The organism is Chthoniobacterales bacterium, from assembly GCA_035274845.1.
Classification (GTDB): Bacteria; Verrucomicrobiota; Verrucomicrobiia; order Chthoniobacterales; family UBA10450; genus AV80.
The window spans coordinates 350,817-375,352 of the sequence record DATENU010000009.1; the positions used below are offsets into that span (position 1 = coordinate 350,817).

The 24,536-nt window shown below is 59.0% G+C and carries 22 protein-coding genes and 1 tRNA gene; 12 read left to right on the top strand and 11 right to left on the bottom strand.

Annotated features, from left to right (window positions below; all coding sequences use genetic code 11):
• Window positions 1-103 precede the first annotated feature (103 nt).
• The 3 genes from VJU77_05105 (at window position 104) to VJU77_05115 (ending at window position 4,728) form a co-directional block, all read left to right on the top strand.
• Window positions 104-3,340 (top strand): efflux RND transporter permease subunit, encoded by a 3,237-nt coding sequence (locus VJU77_05105; protein ID HKP02726.1) that lies wholly within the window; start codon window positions 104-106, stop codon window positions 3,338-3,340.
• A gap of 18 nt (window positions 3,341-3,358) precedes the next feature.
• On the top strand, window positions 3,359-4,597 hold the full coding sequence (locus VJU77_05110; protein HKP02727.1) for an efflux RND transporter periplasmic adaptor subunit: 1,239 nt from the start codon (window positions 3,359-3,361) through the stop codon (window positions 4,595-4,597).
• Between the two features lie 49 nt (window positions 4,598-4,646).
• Window positions 4,647-4,728: transfer RNA gene (locus tag VJU77_05115), tRNA-Leu, on the top strand.
• A 52-nt stretch (window positions 4,729-4,780) separates the two neighbouring features.
• On the opposite strand, the gene VJU77_05120 is transcribed toward VJU77_05115, so the two are convergent.
• The 4 genes from VJU77_05120 to VJU77_05135 form a co-directional block, all read right to left on the bottom strand.
• Window positions 4,781-5,359: a hypothetical protein gene (locus VJU77_05120; GenBank protein ID HKP02728.1), complete on the bottom strand. Its 579-nt coding sequence runs from the start codon at window positions 5,357-5,359 to the stop codon at window positions 4,781-4,783.
• 20 nt (window positions 5,360-5,379) lie between these two features.
• Window positions 5,380-6,852, bottom strand: coding sequence for an alkaline phosphatase family protein (locus VJU77_05125; GenBank protein ID HKP02729.1), 1,473 nt, complete (start codon window positions 6,850-6,852; stop codon window positions 5,380-5,382).
• A gap of 145 nt (window positions 6,853-6,997) precedes the next feature.
• Entirely contained in the window at window positions 6,998-7,456 is a 459-nt protein-coding gene (gene sixA, locus VJU77_05130; GenBank protein ID HKP02730.1) for a phosphohistidine phosphatase SixA, read from the bottom strand.
• A 126-nt stretch (window positions 7,457-7,582) separates the two neighbouring features.
• A complete protein-coding gene (locus VJU77_05135; GenBank protein HKP02731.1) occupies window positions 7,583-7,999 on the bottom strand; it encodes a hypothetical protein in 417 nt (138 codons plus the stop codon).
• A 107-nt stretch (window positions 8,000-8,106) separates the two neighbouring features.
• On the opposite strand from VJU77_05135, the gene VJU77_05140 reads away from it, so the two are divergent.
• Window positions 8,107-8,388, top strand: a complete 282-nt coding sequence (locus tag VJU77_05140; protein HKP02732.1) for a hypothetical protein — start codon at window positions 8,107-8,109, stop codon at window positions 8,386-8,388.
• 119 nt (window positions 8,389-8,507) lie between these two features.
• Window positions 8,508-8,912, top strand: a complete 405-nt coding sequence (locus tag VJU77_05145; GenBank protein HKP02733.1) for a thioesterase family protein — start codon at window positions 8,508-8,510, stop codon at window positions 8,910-8,912.
• 89 nt (window positions 8,913-9,001) lie between these two features.
• Here VJU77_05145 and VJU77_05150 read toward each other — a convergent pair whose 3' ends face one another.
• From VJU77_05150 to VJU77_05170, 5 genes are all read right to left on the bottom strand, one after another.
• Window positions 9,002-9,655, bottom strand: a complete 654-nt coding sequence (locus VJU77_05150) for a DUF3558 family protein (protein HKP02734.1) — start codon at window positions 9,653-9,655, stop codon at window positions 9,002-9,004.
• Between the two features lie 23 nt (window positions 9,656-9,678).
• Window positions 9,679-10,365: an ROK family protein gene (locus VJU77_05155; protein HKP02735.1), complete on the bottom strand. Its 687-nt coding sequence runs from the start codon at window positions 10,363-10,365 to the stop codon at window positions 9,679-9,681.
• A complete protein-coding gene (gene ppk1 / locus VJU77_05160) occupies window positions 10,362-12,587 on the bottom strand; it encodes a polyphosphate kinase 1 (GenBank protein ID HKP02736.1) in 2,226 nt (741 codons plus the stop codon). Before ppk1 ends, VJU77_05155 begins: the two co-directional genes overlap by 4 nt.
• Window positions 12,588-12,604: 17 nt before the next feature.
• Window positions 12,605-14,992 (bottom strand): response regulator, encoded by a 2,388-nt coding sequence (locus tag VJU77_05165; protein ID HKP02737.1) that lies wholly within the window; start codon window positions 14,990-14,992, stop codon window positions 12,605-12,607.
• 386 nt (window positions 14,993-15,378) lie between these two features.
• Complete coding sequence (locus tag VJU77_05170) at window positions 15,379-16,692, bottom strand: class I adenylate-forming enzyme family protein (GenBank protein HKP02738.1); 1,314 nt, start codon at window positions 16,690-16,692, stop codon at window positions 15,379-15,381.
• A 90-nt stretch (window positions 16,693-16,782) separates the two neighbouring features.
• Between VJU77_05170 and rpmE the strand changes: the two genes are divergently transcribed.
• From rpmE to VJU77_05195, 5 genes are all read left to right on the top strand, one after another.
• Complete coding sequence (gene rpmE, locus VJU77_05175; GenBank protein ID HKP02739.1) at window positions 16,783-17,010, top strand: 50S ribosomal protein L31; 228 nt, start codon at window positions 16,783-16,785, stop codon at window positions 17,008-17,010.
• An 87-nt stretch (window positions 17,011-17,097) separates the two neighbouring features.
• Window positions 17,098-18,177 carry a peptide chain release factor 1 gene (gene prfA, locus VJU77_05180; protein ID HKP02740.1) on the top strand — a complete coding sequence of 360 codons (1,080 nt, stop codon included), beginning with the start codon at window positions 17,098-17,100 and terminating at the stop codon, window positions 18,175-18,177.
• A 48-nt stretch (window positions 18,178-18,225) separates the two neighbouring features.
• Window positions 18,226-18,435, top strand: a complete 210-nt coding sequence (locus tag VJU77_05185; protein HKP02741.1) for a hypothetical protein — start codon at window positions 18,226-18,228, stop codon at window positions 18,433-18,435.
• Between the two features lie 4 nt (window positions 18,436-18,439).
• Window positions 18,440-18,919, top strand: coding sequence for a hypothetical protein (locus VJU77_05190; protein HKP02742.1), 480 nt, complete (start codon window positions 18,440-18,442; stop codon window positions 18,917-18,919).
• Window positions 18,916-19,218, top strand: coding sequence for a hypothetical protein (locus VJU77_05195; GenBank protein ID HKP02743.1), 303 nt, complete (start codon window positions 18,916-18,918; stop codon window positions 19,216-19,218). The genes VJU77_05190 and VJU77_05195 overlap by 4 nt, the downstream gene beginning before the upstream one ends.
• On the opposite strand, the gene VJU77_05200 is transcribed toward VJU77_05195, so the two are convergent.
• A complete protein-coding gene (locus VJU77_05200; protein ID HKP02744.1) occupies window positions 19,123-21,321 on the bottom strand; it encodes a hypothetical protein in 2,199 nt (732 codons plus the stop codon). The genes VJU77_05195 and VJU77_05200 overlap by 96 nt on opposite strands.
• A gap of 106 nt (window positions 21,322-21,427) precedes the next feature.
• Between VJU77_05200 and prmC the strand changes: the two genes are divergently transcribed.
• Together prmC and murA are read left to right on the top strand one after the other, a co-directional pair.
• The gene (gene prmC, locus VJU77_05205) at window positions 21,428-22,264 is read left to right on the top strand and encodes a peptide chain release factor N(5)-glutamine methyltransferase (protein HKP02745.1); all 837 of its coding nucleotides are present in this window, start codon (window positions 21,428-21,430) and stop codon (window positions 22,262-22,264) included.
• Complete coding sequence (murA, locus tag VJU77_05210; GenBank protein HKP02746.1) at window positions 22,257-23,519, top strand: UDP-N-acetylglucosamine 1-carboxyvinyltransferase; 1,263 nt, start codon at window positions 22,257-22,259, stop codon at window positions 23,517-23,519. Before prmC ends, murA begins: the two co-directional genes overlap by 8 nt.
• Before the next feature lie 96 nt (window positions 23,520-23,615).
• On the opposite strand, the gene VJU77_05215 is transcribed toward murA, so the two are convergent.
• Window positions 23,616-24,533: a deoxyribonuclease IV gene (locus VJU77_05215; protein HKP02747.1), complete on the bottom strand. Its 918-nt coding sequence runs from the start codon at window positions 24,531-24,533 to the stop codon at window positions 23,616-23,618.
• Window positions 24,534-24,536 lie beyond the last annotated feature (3 nt).

The window sequence follows — 24,536 nt, forward strand, 5'->3', positions numbered from 1 at the left end:
GCTTGGCGCGGTCTTCGCAGTGGCCGTTAGCGCCAGAGTCCCCGTCGACGTTATTCACGACTGGCCGCCGTTCGAGGATCGGTAGCTCAACCTTGCTGGCGCCATGTGGATCATTCGGCTAGCTCTCAGTCGTCCTTACACGTTTGTAGTAGGAGCACTGCTTCTGCTCCTCATCACACCGTTCGTTCTTGTCCGGACGCCGACTGACATTTTTCCGGCGATCAACATCCCGGTCGTCAGTATCATCTGGAATTACACCGGGCTAAGCGCGCGCGAAATCGAGCAGCGCATTGTTTATACGCAGGAACGCGCGCTGACTACCACGGTCAATAACATCGAGCATATCGAATCGACCTCATACGACGGGATCGGCATCATCAAGCTCTATTTTCAACCGGGCGTCACCATCTCGACCGCCGTCGCCCAGGTCACCGCCGTCTCACAAACGATCCTGAGACAGCTTCCGCCGGGTTCGACGCCGCCGCTCGTCATCCAGTACGACGCGGCCACGGTTCCGGTTTTGCAATATGGCATCGGCAGCAACACGCTGTCTGAGCAACAGATTCAGGACATTTCGCTCAACCAGATTCGCGTCGGCTTGGTTAGCGTTCCTGGCATCACGATTCCTTTTCCTTTCGGTGGCAAGCAACGTCTTGTCTCGGTCGATCTCGACCCGAGAAAGCTGCAGGAGAAGAACCTGACGCAGACCGATGTCACCAACGCGATCAATTTACAGGCTCTGGTTTTCCCCAGCGGCACGACCAAGTTTGGCGCCCTCCAATATCCGATCGATATCAATACCTTTCCGGGGAAAATCGACAGCCTGAACGAGCTGCCGATCAAAGTGGCCGACGGCACGCAGATTCGAATCGGTGACGTCGCCCAGGTCCGTGACGGTTACGATCCACAACAAAACATAGTCCGGCAGGATGGTGTTCGCAGCACCCTGTTGAGTGTCTTCAAGAGCGGCACCGCTTCCACTCTGAGCGTCGTCTCCGGAGCGAAACAGGCCATGGCTAATGTCCTAAAAACGGTTTCGAACGCAGTGCAGGTAAAAGAATTCGCCGATCAATCGCTCTTTGTCCGGGCGGCGATCAGCGGGGTGGCGCGGGAAGGAATCATCGCCGCCGCTTTGACCGCGCTAATGATCCTGCTGTTTCTCGGTTCCTGGCGCAGCACGATCATTATTGCAATATCGATTCCGCTTTCCGTGCTAGCATCGATCGCCGTTCTTAGCCTGATCGGAGAAACGATTAACCTGATGACGCTCGGCGGCCTTGCTCTCGCTGTCGGCATCCTGGTCGATGACGCCACCGTGACGATCGAGAATGTCGAGCGTCACATGAGTCTGGGGGAAAAACTCGAGGACGCGATTCTCAAGGGCGCGGGCGAGATCGCGCTGCCGGCGTTCGTCTCGTCGTTGTGCATCTGCATCGTGTTCGTGCCGATGTTTCTCCTTTCGGGAGTGGCGCGTTTCCTCTTTGTTCCCCTGGCTGAGGCGGTGATGTTCGCCGTCTTTGCTTCCTACATTTTGTCGCGGACCCTGGTGCCGACCTTGATCATGTGGTTCGAGCGAAACCACCATCCTCCTACGGTTGGGACCACCGCCGGCGCGGCAGGTAAGAAAGAAGACCAACCGAGCGCCTTCTGGCTCAGACCGTTTATCGCTCTCCAACAACTTTTCGAACGCGGCTTCAATCGCTTCCGAGAAGGATATCACAACCTGCTAGGTGCGATCCTGACGCGCCGGGTGGTTTTCGCCGCGGTCTTTCTCGGAGTTTGTGCGGGCTCATGGATCCTTGTGCCCTTTCTCGGACAGGACTTCTTTCCGACGGTCGACGCGGGAGCGTTCCAACTGCATGTCCGCGCGCTGGCCGGAACGCGTGTGGAAGAAACAGCCAACCTCGTCGATCAGGTAGAAACCGTCATCAAACAACGAGTCCCGACGAAGGAACTCAAGGGAATCGTCGACAACATTGGCCTTCCCACCTCCGGGATTAATTTGAGTTATAACAACAGTGGCATCGCTGGATCGGCCGATGCTGACGTTATTGTCGCGCTGCAGCCAGATCACAAACCAACGGCGGATTACGTGCGGCAATTGCGGCTCGATCTGCACCAGAAATTCCCGGGCGCCGAATTTTATTTCCTGCCGGCCGATATCGTAACCCAAACCATTAATTTCGGATTACCGGCGCCGTTCGACATTCAGGTTCTAGGCCGCGACCTCGCGACTAATCACAAGGTCGCGGCCATGCTCTCCCAAAAGCTTCGCAGCGTTACCGGCGCAGTTGATATTCGAGTGCAACAGCCTGCCCACTTGCAACGACTCCAATTTACGGTCGACCGGGTCAAAGCAGCGGGCGTGGGACTGACGGAGAGAGACGTGGCGGGCTCGGTGTTGTTGAGCTTGAGCGGCAGCGGTCAAACCGCGCCGAGTTACTGGGTCGATCCGACCACCGGCGTCCAATATCTGGTCAATGTGCGCGTGCCGGAGTACCGGGTGGACTCACTCGACGCCCTGCAATCATTGCCGGTGAGCGCGTCGCAACCGGGCGCGGCGAACGGGCAGTTGTTAACGAACCTGGCTTCCTTCACCCGGACGAACAGCCAGCCGATCTACTCGCACTACAACATTCTGCCGGTGGTCGATATCTTCGGCGCAGTCGCTAATCGCGATCTCGGCGGCGTGGTGAGCGATATCAAGCCGATCATAGCCGAAGTGCAAAAGACTTTGCCACGCGGCACTTCAATCGTGTTGCGCGGCCAGGCCTTGACGATGAACACCAGTTTCATCGGGTTGAGCATCGGTCTGATTGCCGCGATCGCGCTCATTTACCTGCTGCTCGTCGTGAATTTCCAGAGCTGGCTTGATCCTTTCATCATTTTGACAGCGCTGACCGGCGCTCTTGCCGGAGTCATCTGGGGCCTCTACGTTACCGGAACAACCCTGAGCGTTCCCGCAATGATGGGAGCGATCATGTGCCTGGGGGTCGCTACCGCGAATTCCGTCCTCATTGTAACCTTTGCGCGCCAGCAGCTCGCTGAAGGAAAGGATCCGCTGCACGCCGCGTGGGAAGCAGGCACGACGCGTTTGCGTCCCGTGTTGATGACCGCTCTCGCGATGATCATCGGAATGTTGCCAATGGCGCTGGGTCTCGGCGACGGCGGCGAACAAAATGCGCCGCTTGGTCGCGGGGTCATCGGCGGTCTCATCGTGGCCACTGTCGCCACTCTCCTTTTCGTCCCAGTCGTGTTCAGTCTTTTACACCGAAACAATTCGAAGCCTGAAAAAACAAATGAATCGCCAGGACCGGCTACGGCCATTCCAGCCACCTAGCGAATGAACGAATGCCTTATGAACGGAACAATTCTTAGTCACATTCTACTACCCGGAGCAAAGAGCGGATCCAAGAAATCGCTGTTCGGAAAACGCGGACCTCGTCTGCTCATCGTCATTGGCGCCGTGCTGTTGCTCCTCGCCGTTGTCGCTGGCGCCTTGCCCCGATTTTTGCAGCGACGCGTGGCAATAACGGACACGAAGCAACTGGCGGTGCCAAATGTGTCCGTCGTTTCGCCCAAGACGGGGGCGTCGGCGGATGGCTTGATGTTACCCGCTGAAGTCCGGCCGTGGCAAGAAGCGAGCATTTTTTCCCGGGTGAATGGCTACCTGAAAAGCTGGCAGGTCGACATTGGCGCGCACGTCGAACAAGACCAATTGCTCGCGGAAGTCGACACCCCGGATCTCGATCACCAGCTCGAGCAGGCCCGCTCCCAGGCAGCGCTGGCCGTGAAAAGCGCCGAGCTCGCCAAATTGACCAATATTAAATGGCAGCAACTATGGCACCAAGGAGTCGTCGCCGAGCTCGACGCCCAAAACACCGCGACCAACGAGGAGACAACCAAGGCGAATGCGGAAGCATTTGCGGCCAACCTTCGCGTTCTCGAGCAACAGGTTGCGTTTAAACGCGTGACCGCGCCGTTCGCCGGCACGATTACCGCGCGCAACATCAATGTGGGCGACCTGATCGCCGCCAATAACACGAACATGGAAATGTTCCATCTCCAGCAAATCAATCCGTTGCGCATATATTTTCGAGTGCCGCAGTCTAACGCGACCGACATTCACAACGGGCAGTCGATCGATGTTGTGTTTCCAGATCAAGGGGGGAAAACGTTGCAGGCGAAGGTTGCGACCACTTCGGAATCGATCACGCCCAATTCTCGAACGCTGCTGGTCGAACTCCATCTCGACAACGCCGACAATCAGATCCAGCCCGGTAGCTACGCGCAGGTTAGACTGACGGCCAGTGCATTAGGTCAGGTTATGACTCTGCCGAATAACACCCTGCTCTTTCGCGCCCAGGGATTGCAGGTCGGAGTGGTGAAGCCCGACAACACAGTCGAGCTTCGCGATATCAAGGTAGGCCGCGACTTTGGCACGACGATTGAAATTGTTCAGGGCCTCACTCCGTCGGATCAGGTCATTCTTAATCCAGCTGATTCTCTTGTCACCGGCAACGTGGTGACTGTCGCGCCACCTTCTCAACCCAACCAGAAATCTGGTTCATCGCCGCCTCAAGTAGCTGAAAAATGACAGCGTTTGCCCTGTCCCGCGACGTGATTGAAAGTGCTTCGCGAGCTGAGCCAGGGTGGCGAAATTGGCAGACGCGCCAGACTTAGGATCTGGTGGAGCAATCCTTAGGGGTTCGAGTCCCCTCCCTGGCACTTTCCTGTGGAGACGGAAGATGGAAGATAGAGGATTGAGGATGGCGACGGCTTAAGGCTGGCCGCAATATTTGAAGAGGAGCATCTCCGCAGTTCCATCCGGATAGAAAAAGCGAATGGCGCCATCGCGCCCGACGTAATCGGAAAGGACGCTGCAACTGGCGCGGCGGCTGTGAACCTGGTGGAGGCCGAGATGGGTTCGAACGTAGAGCTCGCCCCACGCTTCAATGAAAAGAGCGCGACGACTCTTTTCCGTGAGAAGAACTTCCAGCGCCGGGCGCTCATATTCGACAAATTTTACGGGCGTATCGGCTTCGATCCGGGCGTAATCGAGACCGGGAGATTCAACCATCCCTGCCGCCGGCAACCCTTCCCAACTGGTGGCGACTACGCCCACTCGCACCCGCGCATCGAACCCGGCAGCGGCGTTTTGCCGCGAGTGGGTACTGAGCGCGATGCGCAACGGACCGAGATCGCCCATCCGGATCGTGATCCAAAAGTGATCGATGTTACTTGCGACCTTGTCGATCTCGGCTGCGAACGCGACCGGTTCGCCCGTCACCTGGACAATGGCGCCGTGCTGGGCTGGAAATTTGGGACGTTGGCCGCGGGGTCGATGTCGATGTGGCACGCGAAGAAAATCAAATTGGCTCAGTGCTTCTCGCCTGAACTCTCGAAAGCGCCGTTGCCTTCATCGAGGTAGATCGTCTCACCCAGGGACGAAATCCGCAGGTGCTGACGCCATTGACCGGACGGAAATTTGCGGGTGGCCTCGATCGTCTTGCTGACCGCTTCAATTCGCTCGCCTTTTTCATTCATCGCCTCGATCAAAACGCGACCGTCGAATTTCTGCGGCGTCTCGACTCCCAGAATGTGCAAAACGGTCGGCGCGATATCGAGGTTGCTGCTCGGCAAAGTCGTGGCGGCGCCTTTTCGAAAATCCGGGCCGGCGGCGATGAGCGTGTTGTGCACGTCGAACTCGCTCAAGGTAACGTGGGTGCCCGTTCCGGCGGGGCGAGCGTTGTCGGCGATGACGTGTCCGGGAACGCCGAACTGATTGGGCTTCCTGTTCCAGCGCAACGCGACCATGACGTCCGGCGCGTCCGGACTGTTCACCCGGCCGAACTCCAGCGGGAAAGTCCCTTCGAATTGTTCGCGGGCGAAAATGACGCCGGCAAAATCGGAGCGTTGCAGCCATTCGACGAGGCGCGCGGTAACGTCGCGGTCGTGCTCGATGACGTAGAAGAGAATCGTGCCGGCGTTGTGGGCGGTGATGACCTGACCGCGCTTTGGCGTCTCGGTAAACGAAGTCTTCGCGTCAAAGCCGGCTTTGCCCAGCTCAGCGGAGAAGTCGATCGCGCGTTCGATGGTGGAGAAGCCGTGATCGGAGACGACGAAAATATCAGTGGACGCGCGCGCCTTCTTCTTTTCCAAGGCATCGACGACAACCGAAAGGTTGCGATCGGAGCTGCGAATGGCGGCCAGGCAAGCCTCCGAACCCGGAGTGGAATCATGCTCGGCCAGGTCAGGTTCATTGAGCCAGAGAAGGGAGAATGCCGGAAGCCCGTCGCCCCAGAGCATCTCGGTGAGAGCCCGGGCTGCGTAGCGGTTTCGTTCGTCGCTTGTTTCAGCCGGTTGAGGGAGCAACGGTCCGAGAAGCCGAATCGTTTCTTCGCGTAACGTCGCCGCCATCGGCGCGGCGGCGAATTTCACCGCATTCTTCAATTCCGCGTGAGTCCATTCCGCGTGGCGGTCGTGCAAAAAGGCGACCGATTTTGTTCCGGCGACCGCTGTCTTCCGGCCGGCCGCGCGGAGCAGCTCCGCGATGGTCGGCGTGGCCACGTACCGGCCACCGGTCACTTCGTCAGCCTTCTTGATTAACTCCCAGTCCGCGTTGTCGAAGACCTTGCGGGCGTCGATGCCAGGACGGAATTCGCGGTTGGCGATGATCCCATTCCGGCCCGGGAAAACGCCGGTCGCGATGGCGGCGCCATTAACGTTCGTAGCGGTCGGATAGACGGAGTGGTGATGAGTGAAGGTGACGCCTTCCTGCGCGAGTTTCCAAAGCGTGGGGGTGTTGCGTTCGGTAACGAAGTCGGGGCGCATCCCGTCCCAAACCACCACGACAACGTGGCGATCGGTGGGCGGGTTTTCGCACCGGAGGACTGCGGGAAAAAAGACGAGGAATAGGGAAAACGTCCAACGCCCAACGTCCAACGTCCAACGTCCAACGTCCAATGTGAGAGAGAAGCATCGGTCGTTGATTGAGTTATTCCCTGGCGAATTTGGGAGGGACGAGCCAGCGCAGCTCGCCTTTCATCGAACCGGGATCAAGCTGGACCAGAGCGACGCCCGCTTTGGGAAGCTTGGTCTCGCCGCCGGTCAATTGAAAGATGGTCCGCGTGAAATCGGGTTCGTGACCCACAACCATCAGGCTGTCGCCGGCAAAGTCCTTGAGCAGCTTCTTCAGGTTGGCGGCGTCGAAGCCGGGGCGGAGAAGGGGATCTACGCGAACTTTCTGCTTCAGATATTTGCCCGCGATTTCGGCGGTTTGACTCGCGCGTGGCAGCGGACTCGTAAAAATGGCGGGGGAAATTTCGAGCTGCTTCAGGAGTTTCGCGACGGCGGCGACCTGGACCTTGCCCTCCTCGGTCAGCGGGCGTTCGTCGTCGGGCTTGCGCCAATTCGGCCAATCGGCTTTTCCGTGACGAAGAAAATAGAGCTTCATAAATGGAAATGAGACAGGGGAGAAAGAGTCAGACAGGATCAACCGGATTCCAAGGATTGTTTCGAGACCAATTCCTCGCGCGCACGATCAGGTTCACGCCGCTGGCGTTCTCTTTAACCTGGATCGCTACGTTCCGCGCCACCAGGCGGTGATCGTGCAGGCGAGTACGGACGTCGTCAGCGCATTGACGACCTGCCCGACCACGAACCACGGATGAAGATTGATGAACACCGCGGCGTTTACGATGAGCGGCGCGGAAAGGGCCATCCAGCACACCGCGGCGAAACGCAACGCGCCGACGCAGCCACCGGCAAACACGCCACCATTTCGCGCCACGAGGAGAAAGACGGTGGCGATCGCAATGCAGCTCAGGAACGTGATCGTGGAGGAGAGCGTGTAACTGCGGTTGTTTTCCGGGCGCCAGGTGTTCGGGGTCAGTTGCTGGAACCGGTGAAACACCATTCCCATCCAAAACCAGCTGGTGAAGATCGCCGCCAGGCCGGCGATGGCGCCTGGAGCGAGTGCAAATTGTAACGTCTTCATAACGTCAAAGCCGGCTGCAGATTAGCCGGCAATGCGGGCAGGTGTCACGCCTCTAAATTGGGCGCGGGGCAACCTCCACCTCCTCTCCATCCGATTGATTAGTTAATATGATTAACAAACTACTGCTGCTCGCGGCCATTGCGGCGAGCTTCACTTTCGGGGCCGTCCTCAAGGCTGAGGCGGGACTTCACATCGAAATCGGTGACCGGCCGTACTATTCTCACGGCCCGCGTTACTGGGAGGGTGAATATGAAATGATCTGGGTGCCGGGCCATTGGTCCGAGCACGGTCATCATTGGATCCACGGCCATTACCGCCGTGGCGAACACCGCCACCATCGTCACCACGACGAGGTGAGGTCTGATATTCGGATCGAAGAACACCGCTAATCAGTCAGCGACCAGGAAAATAAAAGGGCCCGGCGGCTGCCATGTCGCCGGGCTCATTTCTTTTTGCCACACGATGCACTTTCGATTCGGCAACCGGAGCGGTTGCCCTACAATGTCGGATGAGCGCCACCGCCCCGCCCTTTGAGATGCCGATGGCGGTGCAACCGGCCGACATCGACCAGCAGAACCACGTCAACAATACCGTTTACGTGCGCTGGATCCAGGAAGCGGCGACCGCGCATTGGAACGCCACTGCGCCCATGCCGGCGCACGATGAGATCGGCTGGGTCGTCCTTCGTCACGAGATCGATTACAAAGCCCCGGTTTCTCTCCGAGACGAGATCCTGCTTCGCACCTGGGTTGGGAAAGCGACGCGGGTGACTTTCGAGCGTTTCGTTGAAGTTCTGCGAAAGAGCGACCGCAAAGTTCTGGCCCAGGCGCGGACTCTGTGGGTCCCGATCGATCCGAAAAGCGCCCGGCCGATTCGCGTCCCCGCGGAAGTTCGCGAGCGCTTTTCGATCTGAACCTCGTCTCGAGAGAATCTGCTTCGCTTTGATCCTTCGGCGCACGCGCCTTGTGTTTCGCGCTGCCTTGAGTTGCGGCGATCGGAAACCTACAGACGCCCGAGGATGTGTTGCGCGAGAATCTTCGATTTCCTGGTCTTATCGGCCTGGTCGCCGGCGCCGCCCACGCTGATTCGAATGAAGCTGTTCCCTTTCAGGACATACAAGGCGCCGCCGACCCGGTTCCCGGTCCAGAACGCCTCGTCTCCAATTCCTTCGATTTTCTCCGGCTCCTTCTCCCCTTCTTCTCGTTCTTCCTTTTTCGCAGAACGTTCTTCCTTCTCCTCAGAAGCCTTCTCCCGATGGAACATTTCCTTCCAGCTTTCCTCGGGGTCGCGCGCGCCGGGCCCGTCGGCCTTTTTGGTAAGGGTAACGACGATTGAGTTCACGGCCTGCGGCAGCTGGAAATAACACTGGGAAACAGAAAGTCCGAGACCGGTTTTCCCGCTCTTGATGCTTTCCTTGAACGGTTCTCCCTGGACCGCCTGGACTTCCTCCTTTGTCAGCAGCGTGCAGGCATCGGTGCCGGTGAATGCCTCGGTTTTTGCGGGAACCGTGGATACTTGCGTGGTTTTTGAGTTCGCTGTGGGTTGCGGGCTGGCGGCGGCCGAATCGGCCTTTTCGGATTTCGAGCAGCCCGCCAGAAGCGCAACGGCGCAGAGAGAGAGCAGAAACGGAAGCTGCTGCCGGATTCTGCCTCTCATCGGGTTAAAGCACATGCAGTTGCCTAAATCACATTCCATTTCGGACGGCGGGTGCGGGGATCGGTTTCCCACATCCGGCAGCCGCCCGTGAACGCATTGCGATTGTGCCCCGGCTCGATTCCCTCGGGCAACTTGTTGAATTGCTTGGCGTTTCCGCCGCCCAGGACAATGTAATCCGCAATAAAGGAGAGCTTGAGTTGGCTGAGGCAAAAGAGAACGTGTCGCATCCATTCCTTTTTTCCCAGGCGTTCGAGGCCGGGCTTGCCCAGATATTCTTCGATGATCCCGCCTTCGTAAGGCAGGTCGCCCAGCTCCAGCGGCAGAAGGTTCTTTGGCCAGATCAGGGCTGAACCCAAGCCCGTCCCCAGGCCCAGAAAAAGCATCCGGCCACCGCGATAACTTCCCAGCGCCTGCATCGCGGCGTCGTTGATCACCCGGGTTGGTTTGCCTAACGATTTGCTGAAGTTCCAGCCGACCCAGCCGCGCGCGAGATGCTTCGGATTCTTCATGATCCGCCCTTTGGAGACCGGCGCGGGAAAACCGATCGAGATGGCGTCATATTTCCAACCTTCCGCTGTTTTTTTCACCTGGGAGATCAGCTGTTTCGGCGAAAGCCTGGTGCCGGAATCAAATTTGCGCTTCTCTCCCCGGGAAATCATGAGTTTCACGTGGGTGCCCCCGATGTCGATGACGAGAATCCTTTTTTTCATGAAGCTTGTTTTCGCTCGAGGGTGATGGGGGTGAGTTTTACCACCGGCGCTTTTTGCGATTCGGCCAGCTTGCGCGCCTGGCCGCGCGATCGTTCGCGGAAGTGCAGCTGGGCCTGCGAGCGCGGCGCTCCTTCTTCCGGCTTGAGACGCACATAAGAGCCGTCTGCCTGGAGCTCGCGCGCTTTGATGTGGTCGTTGAGAAAACGCGGGAGCACCTCCTTGATGATCTCGTCGCGAAGGGCCGGGTCTTCGATCGGGAATGCAATCTCTACGCGCCGGACAAAGTTTCGCGGCATCCAATCCGCACTCGCCAGGTAGACCTCCGGGTTGCCAGCGTTCTCGAAATAATAAATGCGGCTGTGCTCGAGGAAGCGGCCCACAATGCTGATGACGCGAATGTTTTCGCTCAGGTTCGGCATTTTCGGCCGGAGGCAACAAATGCCGCGGACGATCAGATCGATCTTCACCCCGGCACAGGAGGCCTCGTAAAGTTTTTCGATGATGTGCTGGTCGACCAGCGAATTCAATTTTACGACAATGCGGCTGCTCTTGCCGGCCAGCGCGTTGTCGCGTTCCCGTTCGATTTTCTCGATGACGCGCTTGCTCAGGTCGAAGGGCGCCACCAGCAATTTTTCCGAGCCCGGGTACCCGGCCAGTCCAGTCAGGGTGTTGAAGACAATCGCAACTTCCTCGGTGATTTTTGGGTTGGTCGTGAACAGGCTGAAGTCGGTATAAATGCGCGCGGTGCGGGAGTGGTAGTTCCCCGTGCCGAGATGCACGTATTGACGGAGCCGGTCGGTATCACGCCGGAGGATGAGAAGCGCTTTGCAATGCGTCTTCAAGCCGACCACGCCATAGACGACGTGGGCGCCGGATTCTTCAAGGCGCCGGGCCCACTGGATGTTGGCGGCTTCATCGAAACGCGCGCGCAATTCCACCAAAGCCGTGACCTGTTTGCCCGCGCTGGCCGCCTGGATTAACGCCTCCACCACGGGCGAATCGCCGCTCGTCCGGTAAAGCGTCATCTTGATCGCGAGCACGAGCGGATCTTCCGCGGCGCTCTCGATGAATTCGACCACCGGATCGAAGCTTTCGTATGGATGGTGGAGAAGCACGTCCTGCTTGCGCATCACCTCAAAAATATTGGCGTGCGGCGGCAGGGCCGGATCGCGGGCCGGTTGGAAGACGCGGTCCTTTAGCTTGGCGAAGGCATCATTGGCAACGAGGGGCGCGAGGTGCGTCATCGAGAGCGGCCCATCGACTTTGTACAAATCCATCTCGCCGAGATCGAAAAATTCGAGGAGAAGCTCCCGAAAATCCTTCGGGCAATCGGCTTCCACTTCAAGGCGGACGGCATCGCCCCGGCTGGAACGCCGGAGTTCCTGCTCGATGCTCCGGAGAAGATTGTCCGCTTCTTCCTCATCGATGTAGAGGTCGCTGTTCCGCGTCACGCGAAAGGCGTGAGCGCCATCCAGAAGCAGGCGAGGAAAGAGGTCGGCGATGTGATGCTTGATCAGCGAGGAGAGATAAATGTAATCCCACGGCTCGTCCTCTCCTTTGCCGCGGGGCATCAGGATGAGCCTGGGCAGAACGCGCGGTACCTGGACGATGGCATGGAGCAATTCGCCGCCCTTCTCGGTGCGCGCGCGCACCAGCAGGTTATGGCTCTTGTTCAGCAACTGCGGGAAGGGATGGCTGGCATCGACCGCGAGCGGCGTCAGGAGCGGGAAAACTTCCTCCCGGAAATAACGCTGCGCCCAGGCCGTGCGTTTCGCATTCAGGTTATTGATGTCATGGACGCGGATGCCGTTCTTCGCCAGGGCTGGCGCAATGTCCTCTTTCCAGAGCGAATACTCCGCGGCCACCATTTCTCGAGCGGTGCGCTGGATGGCGTTGAAGATTTCCGTCGGGCTCAATCCGTCGGGGCCGACGTCGCTCGTCTCGCTTTCGATCTGCTGCTTGATCCCGGCGACGCGAATCTCGAAAAACTCGTCCAGGTTCGAGCTAAAGATGGTGAGGAATTTGACCCGCTCGATGAGAGGTTGGGTTGGGTCCTGCGCTTCTTCGAGGACGCGCCGGTTAAATTCGAGCCAGCTGAGCTCGCGATTGATGAAATTTTCCGGCGCGGAAAAGCGAGAGTGCTGGCCGTTCTCAGACGCGCCCGGCAGCTCAACAATGTTCGACGGCTCTTCCGGCGTCGAAGATTCCGTTTTCGCCTGCATCCCTCACCCGCCGCGTTCTATTCGCCAAAGCCGAGCTTTTGGAAGAAGCCGCGTTTTTCTTGTTTCCCGTCCGCGACCGCCGGGGGCCAGCATTCCACGATCTCGAGGGCGAGGAAGCGAAACAGGGTGAGCCGCGCAAATTTGAAATCCAGCCGAAGATTTTTCGCGATCTGGGCAACAGAACGAACGCCGTTGAATTGCGAGGCGAACTGCGCTTCGGCGACCGTGAGACGGAGCTTTTGGACCCGATCGTACCCGTCCCGGGTGTAAGCCGGGATGGAGCCCGACTCGATCTCCTTGGTGGATCCAAGCTCTTGAAATTGGATGCAACGCAAGGTCGTCAGCATCCAGTGGTCAATATCGGGTTCGCCCGGCACGTCGTTGCAATAATCCGGCAGCGTTTCGCTTTGTTCGAAGACGAAGCGGACTCTTTTCGCCGTCCAAAGCTGCGCGAAAAGTTTCTGGCCGTAATGCTGGACCAATTGCACCGCCGGCTCGCGCAGGATCTGTCCCTGGCTGGCCAGAGTCAGAAAGAGTGGGCAACCCGATTCCCTTTGTTCCGCGCGGCCTTGTTCGGTTTGTTCTGCGTCCACATTGACGAGCGTGATCGGCGCTTCCGGGCAATAGAGGGCCGGATCGCGGGTGGTAACGAGAATGATCTCGCCCTCTTTGGCGAGCAGATCGACGGTCGCTTTGTTCCAGAAGGAACGAAGCGTTCCGGTAAGCTTTTCCTTCCCGATTGTGTGGAGCGCGCCGTTTAGCGAAAAAAAGCTGGTGTCGCCGGAAAAGAAGGCGCCGTTGACCGGCAGTGGTTCTTCGGTCTCGGCCGCCGTTACGGGCTGCGCGACCGGCGCTTCAAACCCCCCGAGGGCGGCGGCAGGCTGGGCGGCCGGAAAGGTGGATGAGGAGGAGACTGGTGCGCTCCACCAGGCGTCGCTGGTTGCTCCCGCAGCCGAGGCGATTCCGGCCGTCTCGGCAGCTTCAGTTGGCGCGGGAGAAACGGCTTCGCTGGCGGGCAAAATGGTTTCGGTTGCCGGTGGAACGGCTTCGCTTGGGGTTGAAATGTTTTCGGTGGGTTCGGGCCAGGCCGGCTCGTTTGCGGCGACGGGCTCCGGCGCCGGTTGTGACCAGACGGGCTCCGTCCAGGCTGGCGCTTCGTTTGCCAGTGGCGTCGGTTGGTCCCAGATCGGGGCTGGTTCCGCCGCGGCGGGAAACTGTTCTTCGGCGGCCGGCTTGATCTCCGGCTCTGCTGGCTCGCTCGTCTGCTTGGGCATGTAATTTTCCACCGTTTTTATTAACAGATCAGATGTGAACGGTTTGTTCAACGATCCGATCACACTGGCGCTCTTAATTTGCTCCGGTTGAAGGTCTGTTCCGAAACCCGACATGTAAACGATCGGCACTTTTGCGGTCACCGGATCCTGCCCGAGCCGCTCGCAGACTTCGTCACCTTTCATGTCGGGCAAAATGTAGTCGAGCAGGATCAAATCGGGCGCATCGCTCGCGGCGGAGGAGAGCCCTTCTTGCGCCGTGGCCGCGGTCGTGACCTGATAATTTGCTTCCGCCAATATCTCTTTCACGAAACTGAGGAGCATCAGGCTGTCGTCGATAACGAGCACTTTCCGACCGCCCGAGGCGGACGCGGAAGTCGCCGCAGTTTCAGTTCCGCGCGTTTCGTCCATTTTCCGTACGGCCTCCATCAGGAGAATTTGCCAGTCGAGATCAATCGTGCGCGGGCTTGTGCCAGCGCCGGAGACTTCGGAAATCTGGCCGCCCTTCCAGTTCACAATTTCATTAAAGGCGGCGATTCCCTCCTTGCCGGGAGCGGTGGCGTGACGCACCTGGCCGCTTTCGAAATAAACTCGCGCTTTTTCACCCTGAGGTCCGGTGAATTGCAGGGCCGCCGAGGAACCGCTCATGCATTTGAGCTGAATGATGTCGGCGAGGTGGAGATCGCTTAGCGTCCCTTGAAATTTTTCGCTCTCCGGTGTGCTCGCAGGCGAAAGGAGCGCCTGGACCAGATCGACGAAATCGCCGTGTGGGAACGGCTTTTCCAGAAAGTGGATGGCGCCGAGCCCAGCCGCTTGTTCGCGATGGGTGGCGAAATGGGTCCCGGTGAGAACGATAGCGCGAGCGTTCGGATGGCTCGTTCGCAGGTCGTAAAGGAATTCCTGGCCGACATCGGGAACGGCGTCGGCGTCGAGCACAAAGAGGTCCGGCTTGGCCCGCAGGATCAGGTCCTGGGCCTGTTCCAAAGTCGCCTCGAAATCGGCCTGGGCGGAAGGCGCGGCTTCCTGGAGCGCCGCGCGGATTTTCTCCGCGAGCTCGAGGTCGGGTTCGAGGATAAGAATGCGTCCGCCGTGTTCAGCGGCAGTCGAGGAATGGGTCGGCGTCGTTTCGTTCACGATGGAGATTGGCGCGGGGCCAACGCCGGCTTCGACTCGGCGCCACCCCTAATTAGAGATGCCTGCTTCCGACAAAATGGAAAGCAGTTTTTCTTCCACGCAATTTTGGAGACCGCCTGCCCCTCAGGGCGTTACGGAAAGAAGCGACCCTCGACCGGTGCGATGGAGCGCCGGCTCCAGCGGTCCTCAATGCGCCGGGGCTAGTGGACGCCGGCGGTGACGCCGTGGCCGCTATCGGTCTTGACGCTGGTCGAGCAGCTGCTGAATGCGCCCAGAAGGACGATTGCCGTAATGAAAGAGAGTAGAATTGTTCGCATGATGGTTTCCTTATTTACCCTCTAATTCGGAGCCCAAATGGGAAGTGGGTGTCTCTCAGCCCAAATCACTTAGGAGCCAAAGCGTTGCGCCAACTCGCGGCGACTGACTTTGCCCCGCTCATTCACCGGAATCTCTTCGACGAAAAAGATCCGCTTCGGCACCTGCCAGCCGCTCAGCCGTCCCCGGCAAAAATCGAGCAAATCCGTTTCCCGGACGCCTTCGCTCGCCACCACACAGGCCGCGACCTCTTCGTTCCGCAGGGTTGAACCACGGCCGAAAACCACCGCGGCGCGGACTCCGGAAAAGTGCAACAGCTCCGCCTCTACTTCCGCGGGATTCACTTTTTTCCCGGCGACATTGATAACGTCCGAGATGCGTCCGACGATCCGGTAGCCGCTCTCGGTCCGGCTCAGGAGATCGTCGGGAACAAAGTAGCCACGGCCAAGTTTCTCCGGCTCCGGGTCCGGGAAATAGCCGTCACCGGCTGCCTGGCTTTGAACCCGGATTCGGCTGGCCGGTAATTCCGGTTCGATCACGTCCAGGTGGATACCTTCCATCGGCGTTCCGACAAAACCGGGTTCGAGCAAACTCGCCTCGCGGTCGTAACAAATGCCGCCGCACTCTGAAGAACCGTAGAAGGAATGGATCGAGCGGCCGAATTTGTCGCGGAACTTGTGCGCGATCTCCAGGGGCAACGGTGCGCCAGCCGAAATGCAAAGCCGCAGTTTGGGGAGCGGTGGCGCTTTCTCCAATTCGCAAAACGCCTGGTAGAAGATGGGCATGCCGGGGAAAACGGTCGCCCCCGTGCGCGCGAGATCGTCCAGCACCGCGCGGGGCATCCGGTCGCGACTCAGCACCAGCGGGATGCCGAACACCAGGAGCGGCGTCACCAAATTGCTGAAGCCGTACGAATGCGAGAGCGGGATGACGGCGAAATTCACATCGTCGTCCGTCAGGCCCATCGTCTGGCAAATCTGGACGCAATCGGCCAGGAGCTGTTCGCTGCGGAAACGGATCGCACGCGGCGCCGCCGTCGTGCCCGAAGTCAGTTTTAGTAATGCCGGCCGCTCTTGCGTCCATTCGCTCTCGCACATCTGGAGCGCGGCAGCGCGTTGCTCGGGCGTGATTGATTTTTCGAGCGGCAGCGCGATGCGGCGCAGCCGGAGGCAGGCGAGGAGAACCGAAGGCCAATCGGGGTGGTTTCCCTGGTCGATCGGGTAGACCTGGCCGGCCGCCGCGCTGATCTCGATTTCGAAAGATCCCGCTTTTTCCTCAATCTCGCGAAACGTGCGCGAAACCTCGCCGCTGGTGGCGAAAATGGCCGGCGCATCGCCCTTGCGGGCAACGGTTTCCTCCCAGGCGGCGAGCAAAACGTCTTTCACGGGGTTACCTTGAGTGCGCTTGGGATGACGGCGATTTCATCCCTTGCGCGCGAGCAGGAGCAGGCTACAGTTCGCCCCTCGTTTCCAAACATGAAAGCGGACATTCATCCAGAATATTTCGAGACCGACATCATCTGCGCCTGCGGAGCTGTCTATCATACCCGCTCCACCAAGCGGGACATCAAAATCGGCATCTGCGCCGCCTGCCATCCGTTTTTCACCGGTGAACAGAAGTTCGTCGACACCGCCGGCCGCGTCGAGAAATTCGCGCGCCGTTACGGCGGAACCAAGGCCACTCGGGTTCCGAAGAAAGGTTAGCTGATCAGCGACCCCGCTGTAGCCGCCTCGCTCGGTCGAGGCGCCTCGCGGAACGGCGACTGAGCGCCGTGGCTACGGAGAAGACCCATGGACTTTGATTCCCTGATTGCCCGTAAGCGCGAGCGGTTTGAGCAGCTCGAACGCGAGATCGCCGCCCCAGCCCTTTTCGAAAACCGAAAACGCGCGAGCGAAATCATGCGGGAACATTCCAGCGTGAAACAATTGCTCGCGCTCTGGAACGACCTCGAAATCGCGCGCGAGCAGCTGGACCAGAACCGCGAGCTGGCAGCTTCAAACGATGTCGAGATCGCCGCCATGGCGGAGGATGAAATTCCCGATCTCGAGAAACGAGTCGCGGATCTCGAGCGTGAATTTCAGATCGCCCTGCTTCCGCCGGACGAAAATGAAAATCGCGACGCGATCGTGGAAATCCGGGCCGGCACCGGCGGAAGCGAAGCCGCCATCTTCGCCGCCGATCTTTATCGGATGTACAATCGCTACGCGGAATCGGCGGGACTCAAAGTGGAAGACCTGGAATCCAGCCCATCTGAGCTGGGAGGATTAAAAGAATCAATCTTCAGAGTTTCTGGCGAAAGCGTGTTCAAGACTTTGCGTTTTGAAAGCGGCGTCCACCGGGTCCAGCGCGTTCCCGCCACCGAAGCCCAGGGCCGCATCCACACCTCCACCGCGACCGTCGCCGTGCTTCCCGAAGCCGAGGAAGTCGATATTGAATTGAAGCCCGAGGATCTGCGGATCGAAGTTTGCCGCGCGGGAGGTCCTGGCGGCCAGGGCGTGAACACCACCGACTCCGCGGTCCAGGTCCTGCACATTCCCACGGGCCGGATTGTGCGTTGCCAGGATGGCCGCAGCCAGCAGAAGAACAAGGAGAAGGCGCTCAAGATCATGCGCGCCCGTTTGCTCGAGGACAAGCGGCGGGAAGAAGAGGAAAAATATTCCGCCCATCGCCGAAACCAGATTGGCTCCGGTGGCCGGGAAGAAAAGATCCGGACCTACAACTACGCCCAGAACCGGGTCACCGATCATCGGATCGGACTGACTCTCTATAATCTCGACCGGTTCATGGAAGGCGACTTGGAGGAGATGATCAAATCGCTCCAAACCGCCGATCTCCAGGAGCGGCTCAAGGAATCAGCGGTCGCAACCTGACAATCGACCTCGCCGACAGACGAGCGCTCTGATAAGATGGGAATCGCAATGAGCGACGACGAAGCATGGCGCGAGCAATGCCGCCGCGGGCTGGATCGCGATGTCATGACGCGCATTAAGTACGGCTTCTGTCACGTCCACAAACCGGTGCTCGATGATATGCCCTATCGTTCATTCGCGACGATGGCCGAATATCGCGCCTGGTGCGAAGCGAACCTCCCCGCTTATCTTGGTTACGGTCGTCCGCCAGAGCGTTAGGTCGATGCCTGAAAGCAAATTCATCCCGGCGCAGGCCGAAGAGCTGGCGACGGCCTTCGCGGCGGAGGGCGTCGATTACCTTTTCATCGGGAAAAGCGCCGCGATCCTGCTTGGATATCCTGATACCAGTCAGGATGTGGATGTGTTCCTGCCGCGCTCGCGCGAGAACGCAGAACGCGTCCTGGCCGCGCTCGCCAAACTCGGGTTTGACCTCGACGCCGCTACGGCCATGTCCATTCTAACTGGAAGCGAGATCGTGTTAATGAAGGGTGGACCGTTCGCGCTCGATCTCATCCACGCACCGGACGGAATCGAGAGCTTCGAGGCGGCGAAGTCGAGGCGGATTGTTTCGGGAAAATTTCCCATCGCTTCGCTGGATGACGTCATTGCAAGCAAACGGGCGACCGGACGCACGAAAGACCTAAGTGACGTCGAGCGTCTCGAAGGATTCAGGGACGAATACCTTCGGCGGCGGCAAACATGACGGTCTTGGAAGTCCTGCAATCGACCACCGGCTGCTTCCAGAAGCACGGCGTGGAGAGCCCGCGGCTAAACGCGGAGCATTTGCTCGCGCACGTTCTGGGGCGAAAGCGGCTCGAACTCTATCTCGAGTTTGAGCGTCCCCTGACGGAGGCGGAATTGGCACCTTTGCGGGAATTGGTCAGACGCCGCGGTCAGGGAGCGCCGTTACGGCAGCTGGTAAACTTCGACGAGCGCGACCCCAGTTCCGCCGTCGTTTCCTCGAACAATCGCGGTATAAGCTCCGGGCGGCAGCATCATTAGCATCGCTGATTCCTTTGGATCACTTGGAGCCAGGCCAGCTGCGTTGACGTTGTCTTCCTGCAACGGGTCTTCCTGCCAATTGTCATTGATTGCCAGCGTCTCGCCGTTCGAATCGTGCAACTCGAGCACCGGGTCCGGCAGAGAATTCTGAATTCCGAAGTTGGAAAGCGACGGTCCGAGCGCGCGCAGGACAAAGGGGGTCTGGCCATTGCCATCAGCCGCGATGAACCCACCGATCATCACATTGTCGCCGCTTTGAACGAGCCCGCGTGTGCTGACATTCACGAGATGCATCCTCGTACCGGTGACGTCGTAGAATTCAACAACGCCAATACCACCGGAGTTATTTTTACCACGGACGACCACGGTAAACTGTCCTCCAATTCCAGGATCAATCTCGCCCGCTGCCTCCAAGTCATTTGCTGGGGCCAAGCCGTATTTTTGGAGGTCAGCTGCAGTATTTGGATCGTCCCGCCAGTTATCATTCGATCCAATGAGTCCATTTCTTCCGTAAATTTCCAACGTCGGATCTTCCAGGCGGCCGGCCAGCGGGGAACCGTTTGCGGCCAGGGATGGACCGATTGCCCGGACGATAATTTTTGATCCGGCCTTTGGAAGTCCGGAAGCAGTAATGCCGCCGATGAGCGCGTTATCGCCGGGTTCAACTCGACCGCGCGTCGAAAGATTACGAAACCTGGACTCGCGCAGGAAAAACTCGGACGTGTTTCCGGCCGGATCGGTCGCAGTAGCGTTGACGTAGCCGGCGGGCGTCGGGACGCTGGCAAAGAAGGGCGCGTTGCCGTTATTGTCGGTCGTGACGATGGTGGAGCCCAGAAAGCTCTGGCTGGGATCCAGGTAATCCTGGCTCTCACCGAAGAATTCGATCCTGAACTCAGTGTTCGGGGTCGAATTCAGGTACCCATCAATTGCCGTGCCCTTGGTGGAGAAGTAAGTCGAGGTGATGACCGGAAAATTTTGCCGGTGATTAGGACCGTCATCGGTGTCCATCGGATCGTTCGGTGTCGGGCCATCAGCATCGAGGTCGATATTGCAAATGCCGTTGGCGTAAATGGAATTCGAAAGGATGCGGTTTCCCGAGGCGCTTCCGGCGAAGTTTTCGACGCTGATGCCTTGCGCGCCGTTGAACGCGATCGTGTTGCCGCTGGCGGGATCCGACCCGCCAATGGTGTTATCCACGCCGTCGAAAATGGCGATGCCCTGATAACGGTTCCCGAGCCGGCCCTGTCCGTCCGCCGTGGTGCCGATGAGATTGCCACTAACAGTAACGTAATTGCCCGGGTTGCTGACGGGATGACCATCCGGCGCTCTAAACGGGTAACCGAGACGAACGCCGTAGGAATTACTGGAAATGACGTTCCCGGAGGCGTGATCGCCTCCAATGACGATTCCGGCGTTCAGGGCACTCTGCACATCAATCCCGATCGAGTTCGGCAGCGCAACTGCTCCGCTCAAGCCCGTTCCAATGTAGTTGCCCGCGACTGTTGTCGGATTTCGAGAACCAAGGCCTACACCGATCGTGTTTCCACTGATCACGTTGCGCGCGGCAGCCGTAGTTCCGCCGATGGTCGCGCCTGTCGACACAAATATTCCGACTCTGTTTGGAGCAGCGGAATGAGCGGCGGCCTCAATCCCTATGAAATTGCCGTCAAACAGATTTCCATCGAATGGATCGAGCGCCGCAATCGCGGTGTCGCAGCGGGTGATCGCCAGGCCGCGAATTTGGCTAAAGCCAAGCACCCAGAAGCCGTATCGTCCCGCGACTCCGCCGCCGTCGATCTGGATGAGAATGACCGCGTCGTCGCCGAGCGCGAGCGTGTTCGGATGAGCGCCCGGCTGCGAATAACCATCGATGATGACGTTCTTGACTTTGGGCAAAGGATTAGCGCCGACGTCGATGACATGAACGCCGGAGCCGGGGATATTGAAATTGATTACGGCGCCACCGGGTGAGTTGCTCCCGGCATTGATCGCCTCGTAAAGCGATCCGGGTCCGGAATTATTCGTATTGGTTACCGTAAAAGTTTCAGCGATGGCTGCACTGCTCGACCACGCGAGGGCGAGAATAATGAGGAGATACTTCATGAGGCGAAACCTGGGGGGGCCGCAAGAGGACATAATCCGTTATTTTCGGTAATTATCAACTTCGGCTTGGACGCCGGTCTTGGCCTGCTCCACCAATAGCGAGCCGATGACCGTCCTGGAATTGCTCCAAACGACAACTGCCTACTTTAACAAGCGCGGAGTGGAGAGTCCGCGGTTGAACGCGGAGCATTTGCTCGCGCATGTTCTGGGGCGGAAACGGCTCGAACTCTATCTCGAGTTTGAACGCCCTCTGGTGGAAACGGAATTGGCGCCCCTGCGCGAATTGGTCAGGCGCCGCGGCCAGGGAGAACCGCTCCAGCATTTGCTCGGCACCGTGGAGTTCGCGGGACAGGTCTTCCTTTGCGACAAGCGAGCTTTGGTTCCGCGGCCGGAGACGGAGCACCTCGTGGAGCTGCTCCAATCGAGAATCGAGAATCGAGAATCGAAATTTCTGGACGTCGGCACTGGCAGCGGAGTGATCGCCCTCAGCCTCGCGGCGAAATTTCCTGGGGCAAAAGTAACGGCAACAGATGTCTCCGACGATGCGCTTGCGTTGGCGCACGAAAACGCCGAACGGCTTGGTCTAACTGACCGCGTAACCTTTCTTAAGAGCGAGCTGCTGACATACGTCAGTGACGTATATGACCTGATCGTCGCGAACCTGCCTTATGTCGCGGAGACGGATCGGGCGACGCTTTCGCGCGAAGTGCGGCACGATCCGGAGATCGCGCTTTTCGGTGGGGAACGGGGGGACGAAATTGTGCGCAAGCTGATTGAAGCGGCCCCGTCTTATCTTGCGCCGGGCGGTTTGCTGGCGCTTGAACTAGGGTTGGGGCAGGCGGACGATTTGGCGGCGTTGATGGCAGAAAAGAATTATCACGACATCGAACAAATGCGCGATTATGGCGGTGTGACACGATTCCTTTTTGGGCGGTATGGATAAGATTGTCATTCATGGCGGACAACCGCTGTCCGGTTCGATCAAGATCAGCGGCTCGAAAAACTCGGCCCTGCCGATCGTGGCCGCGACGCTTCTGACTCGCGAGCCATGCATCCTCCATCGCGTGCCGGACCTGAGCGATCTGCATTACATGCTCCAAATCCTGACGCATCTCGGTGCGCAAGTGGAACGAGCCAGCGGGACCGTCACGGTCACTGCTGAGAAAGTGGAATCGGTCGCGCCCTACGACGTCGTCCGGAAGATGCGGGCGTCAGTCTGCGTGCTCGGACCGCTCCTTGGCCGCTGCAACGAAGCCACCGTTTCGCTCCCGGGCGGCTGTGTCATTGGCGATCGGCCGATCGATCTGCATTTGAAGGGATTCGAAGCCCTCGGCGCGGCAGTCCGCGTGGAAGGTGGCAATGTGAAAGTGTTCGCGCCAAAACTGAAAGGCGCCGTCGTGAATCTGACCGGCAAGTTCGGGCCGACCGTTCTTGGCACCGACAACGTGATGATGGCCGCGGCCCTGGCTGAAGGTATCACCGTGATCGAGGGAGCTGCGACTGAGCCCGAGGTCGTGGACCTCGCGAATTTTCTCAACAAAATGGGCGCGAAGATCGAAGGCGCGGGCACGCGGCGGTTGATTATCGAGGGCGTAAAAGAATTGCACGGCGCCGAGCACGACGTCATCCCGGACCGGATCGAGGCAGGAACGTTCCTGGTGGCCGGCGCAATTTGCGGCAAGGGCGTGACGGTGAAGCGGGTGAATCGCGACCACCTGACGGCGGTCACCGATGCGCTGACGGCGTGCGGTCATCAAATTCAATGGGCGGAAAATTCAATCACGGTTTCGCCAAACGGAACCACGAAGCCGGTCGAGCTGGCGACGGAGCCCTATCCGGGTTTTCCGACCGATATGCAGGCGCAGATGTGCGCCCTCCTTTCGACCACGGAGGGAATCAGCGTAATCACGGAGAATATTTTCCCGCAACGTTACATGCACATCGCCGAGCTCAAACGGATGGGGGCGCACATGCAGCTCGAAGGGGCGAGCGCGATTATCACGGGCGTCGATCGCTTGTTCGGCGCGCCGGTGATGGCCAGCGATCTGCGGGCCTCAGCGGCATTGGTCCTGGCGGGGTTAAAAGCGGAAGGCCGCACGGAGGTGAGCCGGGTCTATCACATCGATCGCGGCTACGAACATCTCGACGAAAAACTCAGCGAGCTGGGTGCGCATATCGAGCGGGTGAAAGAGAAGTAGACCTTCTTCGTCCTCGTCCTCGTTCTCGTCCTCGATGGGGGGAGAAAAGAATTCGAGCACGAGCACGAGCACGAGGACGAGGACGAGGGGAGAACGCTAGAGGAGCCCGCGCAACGTCTTCATATTCTCGACGTCCTCTGCCAGATCCTTGCCTTTCGGCGTCTCCAGAACCTTCGGGATTTTGCGGAAACGGCGGTCGCGCATGATGAAACGGAACGCTTCGAGCCCGATCTTCCCTTTGCCAATGTGCTCGTGCCGATCGACCCGCGAGCCGAGCGGCGTCTTGGAATCGTTCAGGTGCAAGGCCGCCAGCATCTCCAGGCCAATCACGCGATCGAACTCACGAAATGTCTTCTTCGCGCCCGCTTCGCTGCCGATGTCGTAACCAGCCTCGAAGACATGGGCGGTGTCGAGACAAACGCAAAGCCGTTCCGGTTCGCGGACGTTCTCGATTATCGCCGCAATCTGCTCAAACCTGTCGCCCAGGCACGATCCCTGGCCCGCCGTCGTCTCGAGCGCGATCTTCGTTTTGACTTTCGGGATCACAGCCCAGATCGCGTCGATCGACGCGATGATCTTCTCCAGTCCAGCTTCTTCCCCCGCGCCGAGATGCGCCCCCGGATGCATGACGAGAAATGGCAGCTCAAGCTGATCGGCGCGGACGAGTTCTTCCAAGAGCGCGCGGAGCGAGTTCGCGTGGAACTGCGGATTCGTGGCCGCGAGGTTGATGAGATAGTTCGCATGGGCAAACGCCGCCTGGAGTTCCTTCCGCTGCGCGTGATCGAGAAACGCCCTGATCTCCTCCCGCTGCAACGGCCGGGCGAACCATTGCATATTGTTCTTCACAAAAATCTGCATCGCCGTGCAATCGATCGAGCGCGATCTCTCAATCGCCCGATGGACGCCGCCGCCAATCGACATATGCGCGCCGAGGAGAATTTCAGATTTCAGATTGCAGATTTCAGATTGGGGGGAAACGCGCGGACGTCGTTTTCGAGTAGTGCTTCGTCTCATTCA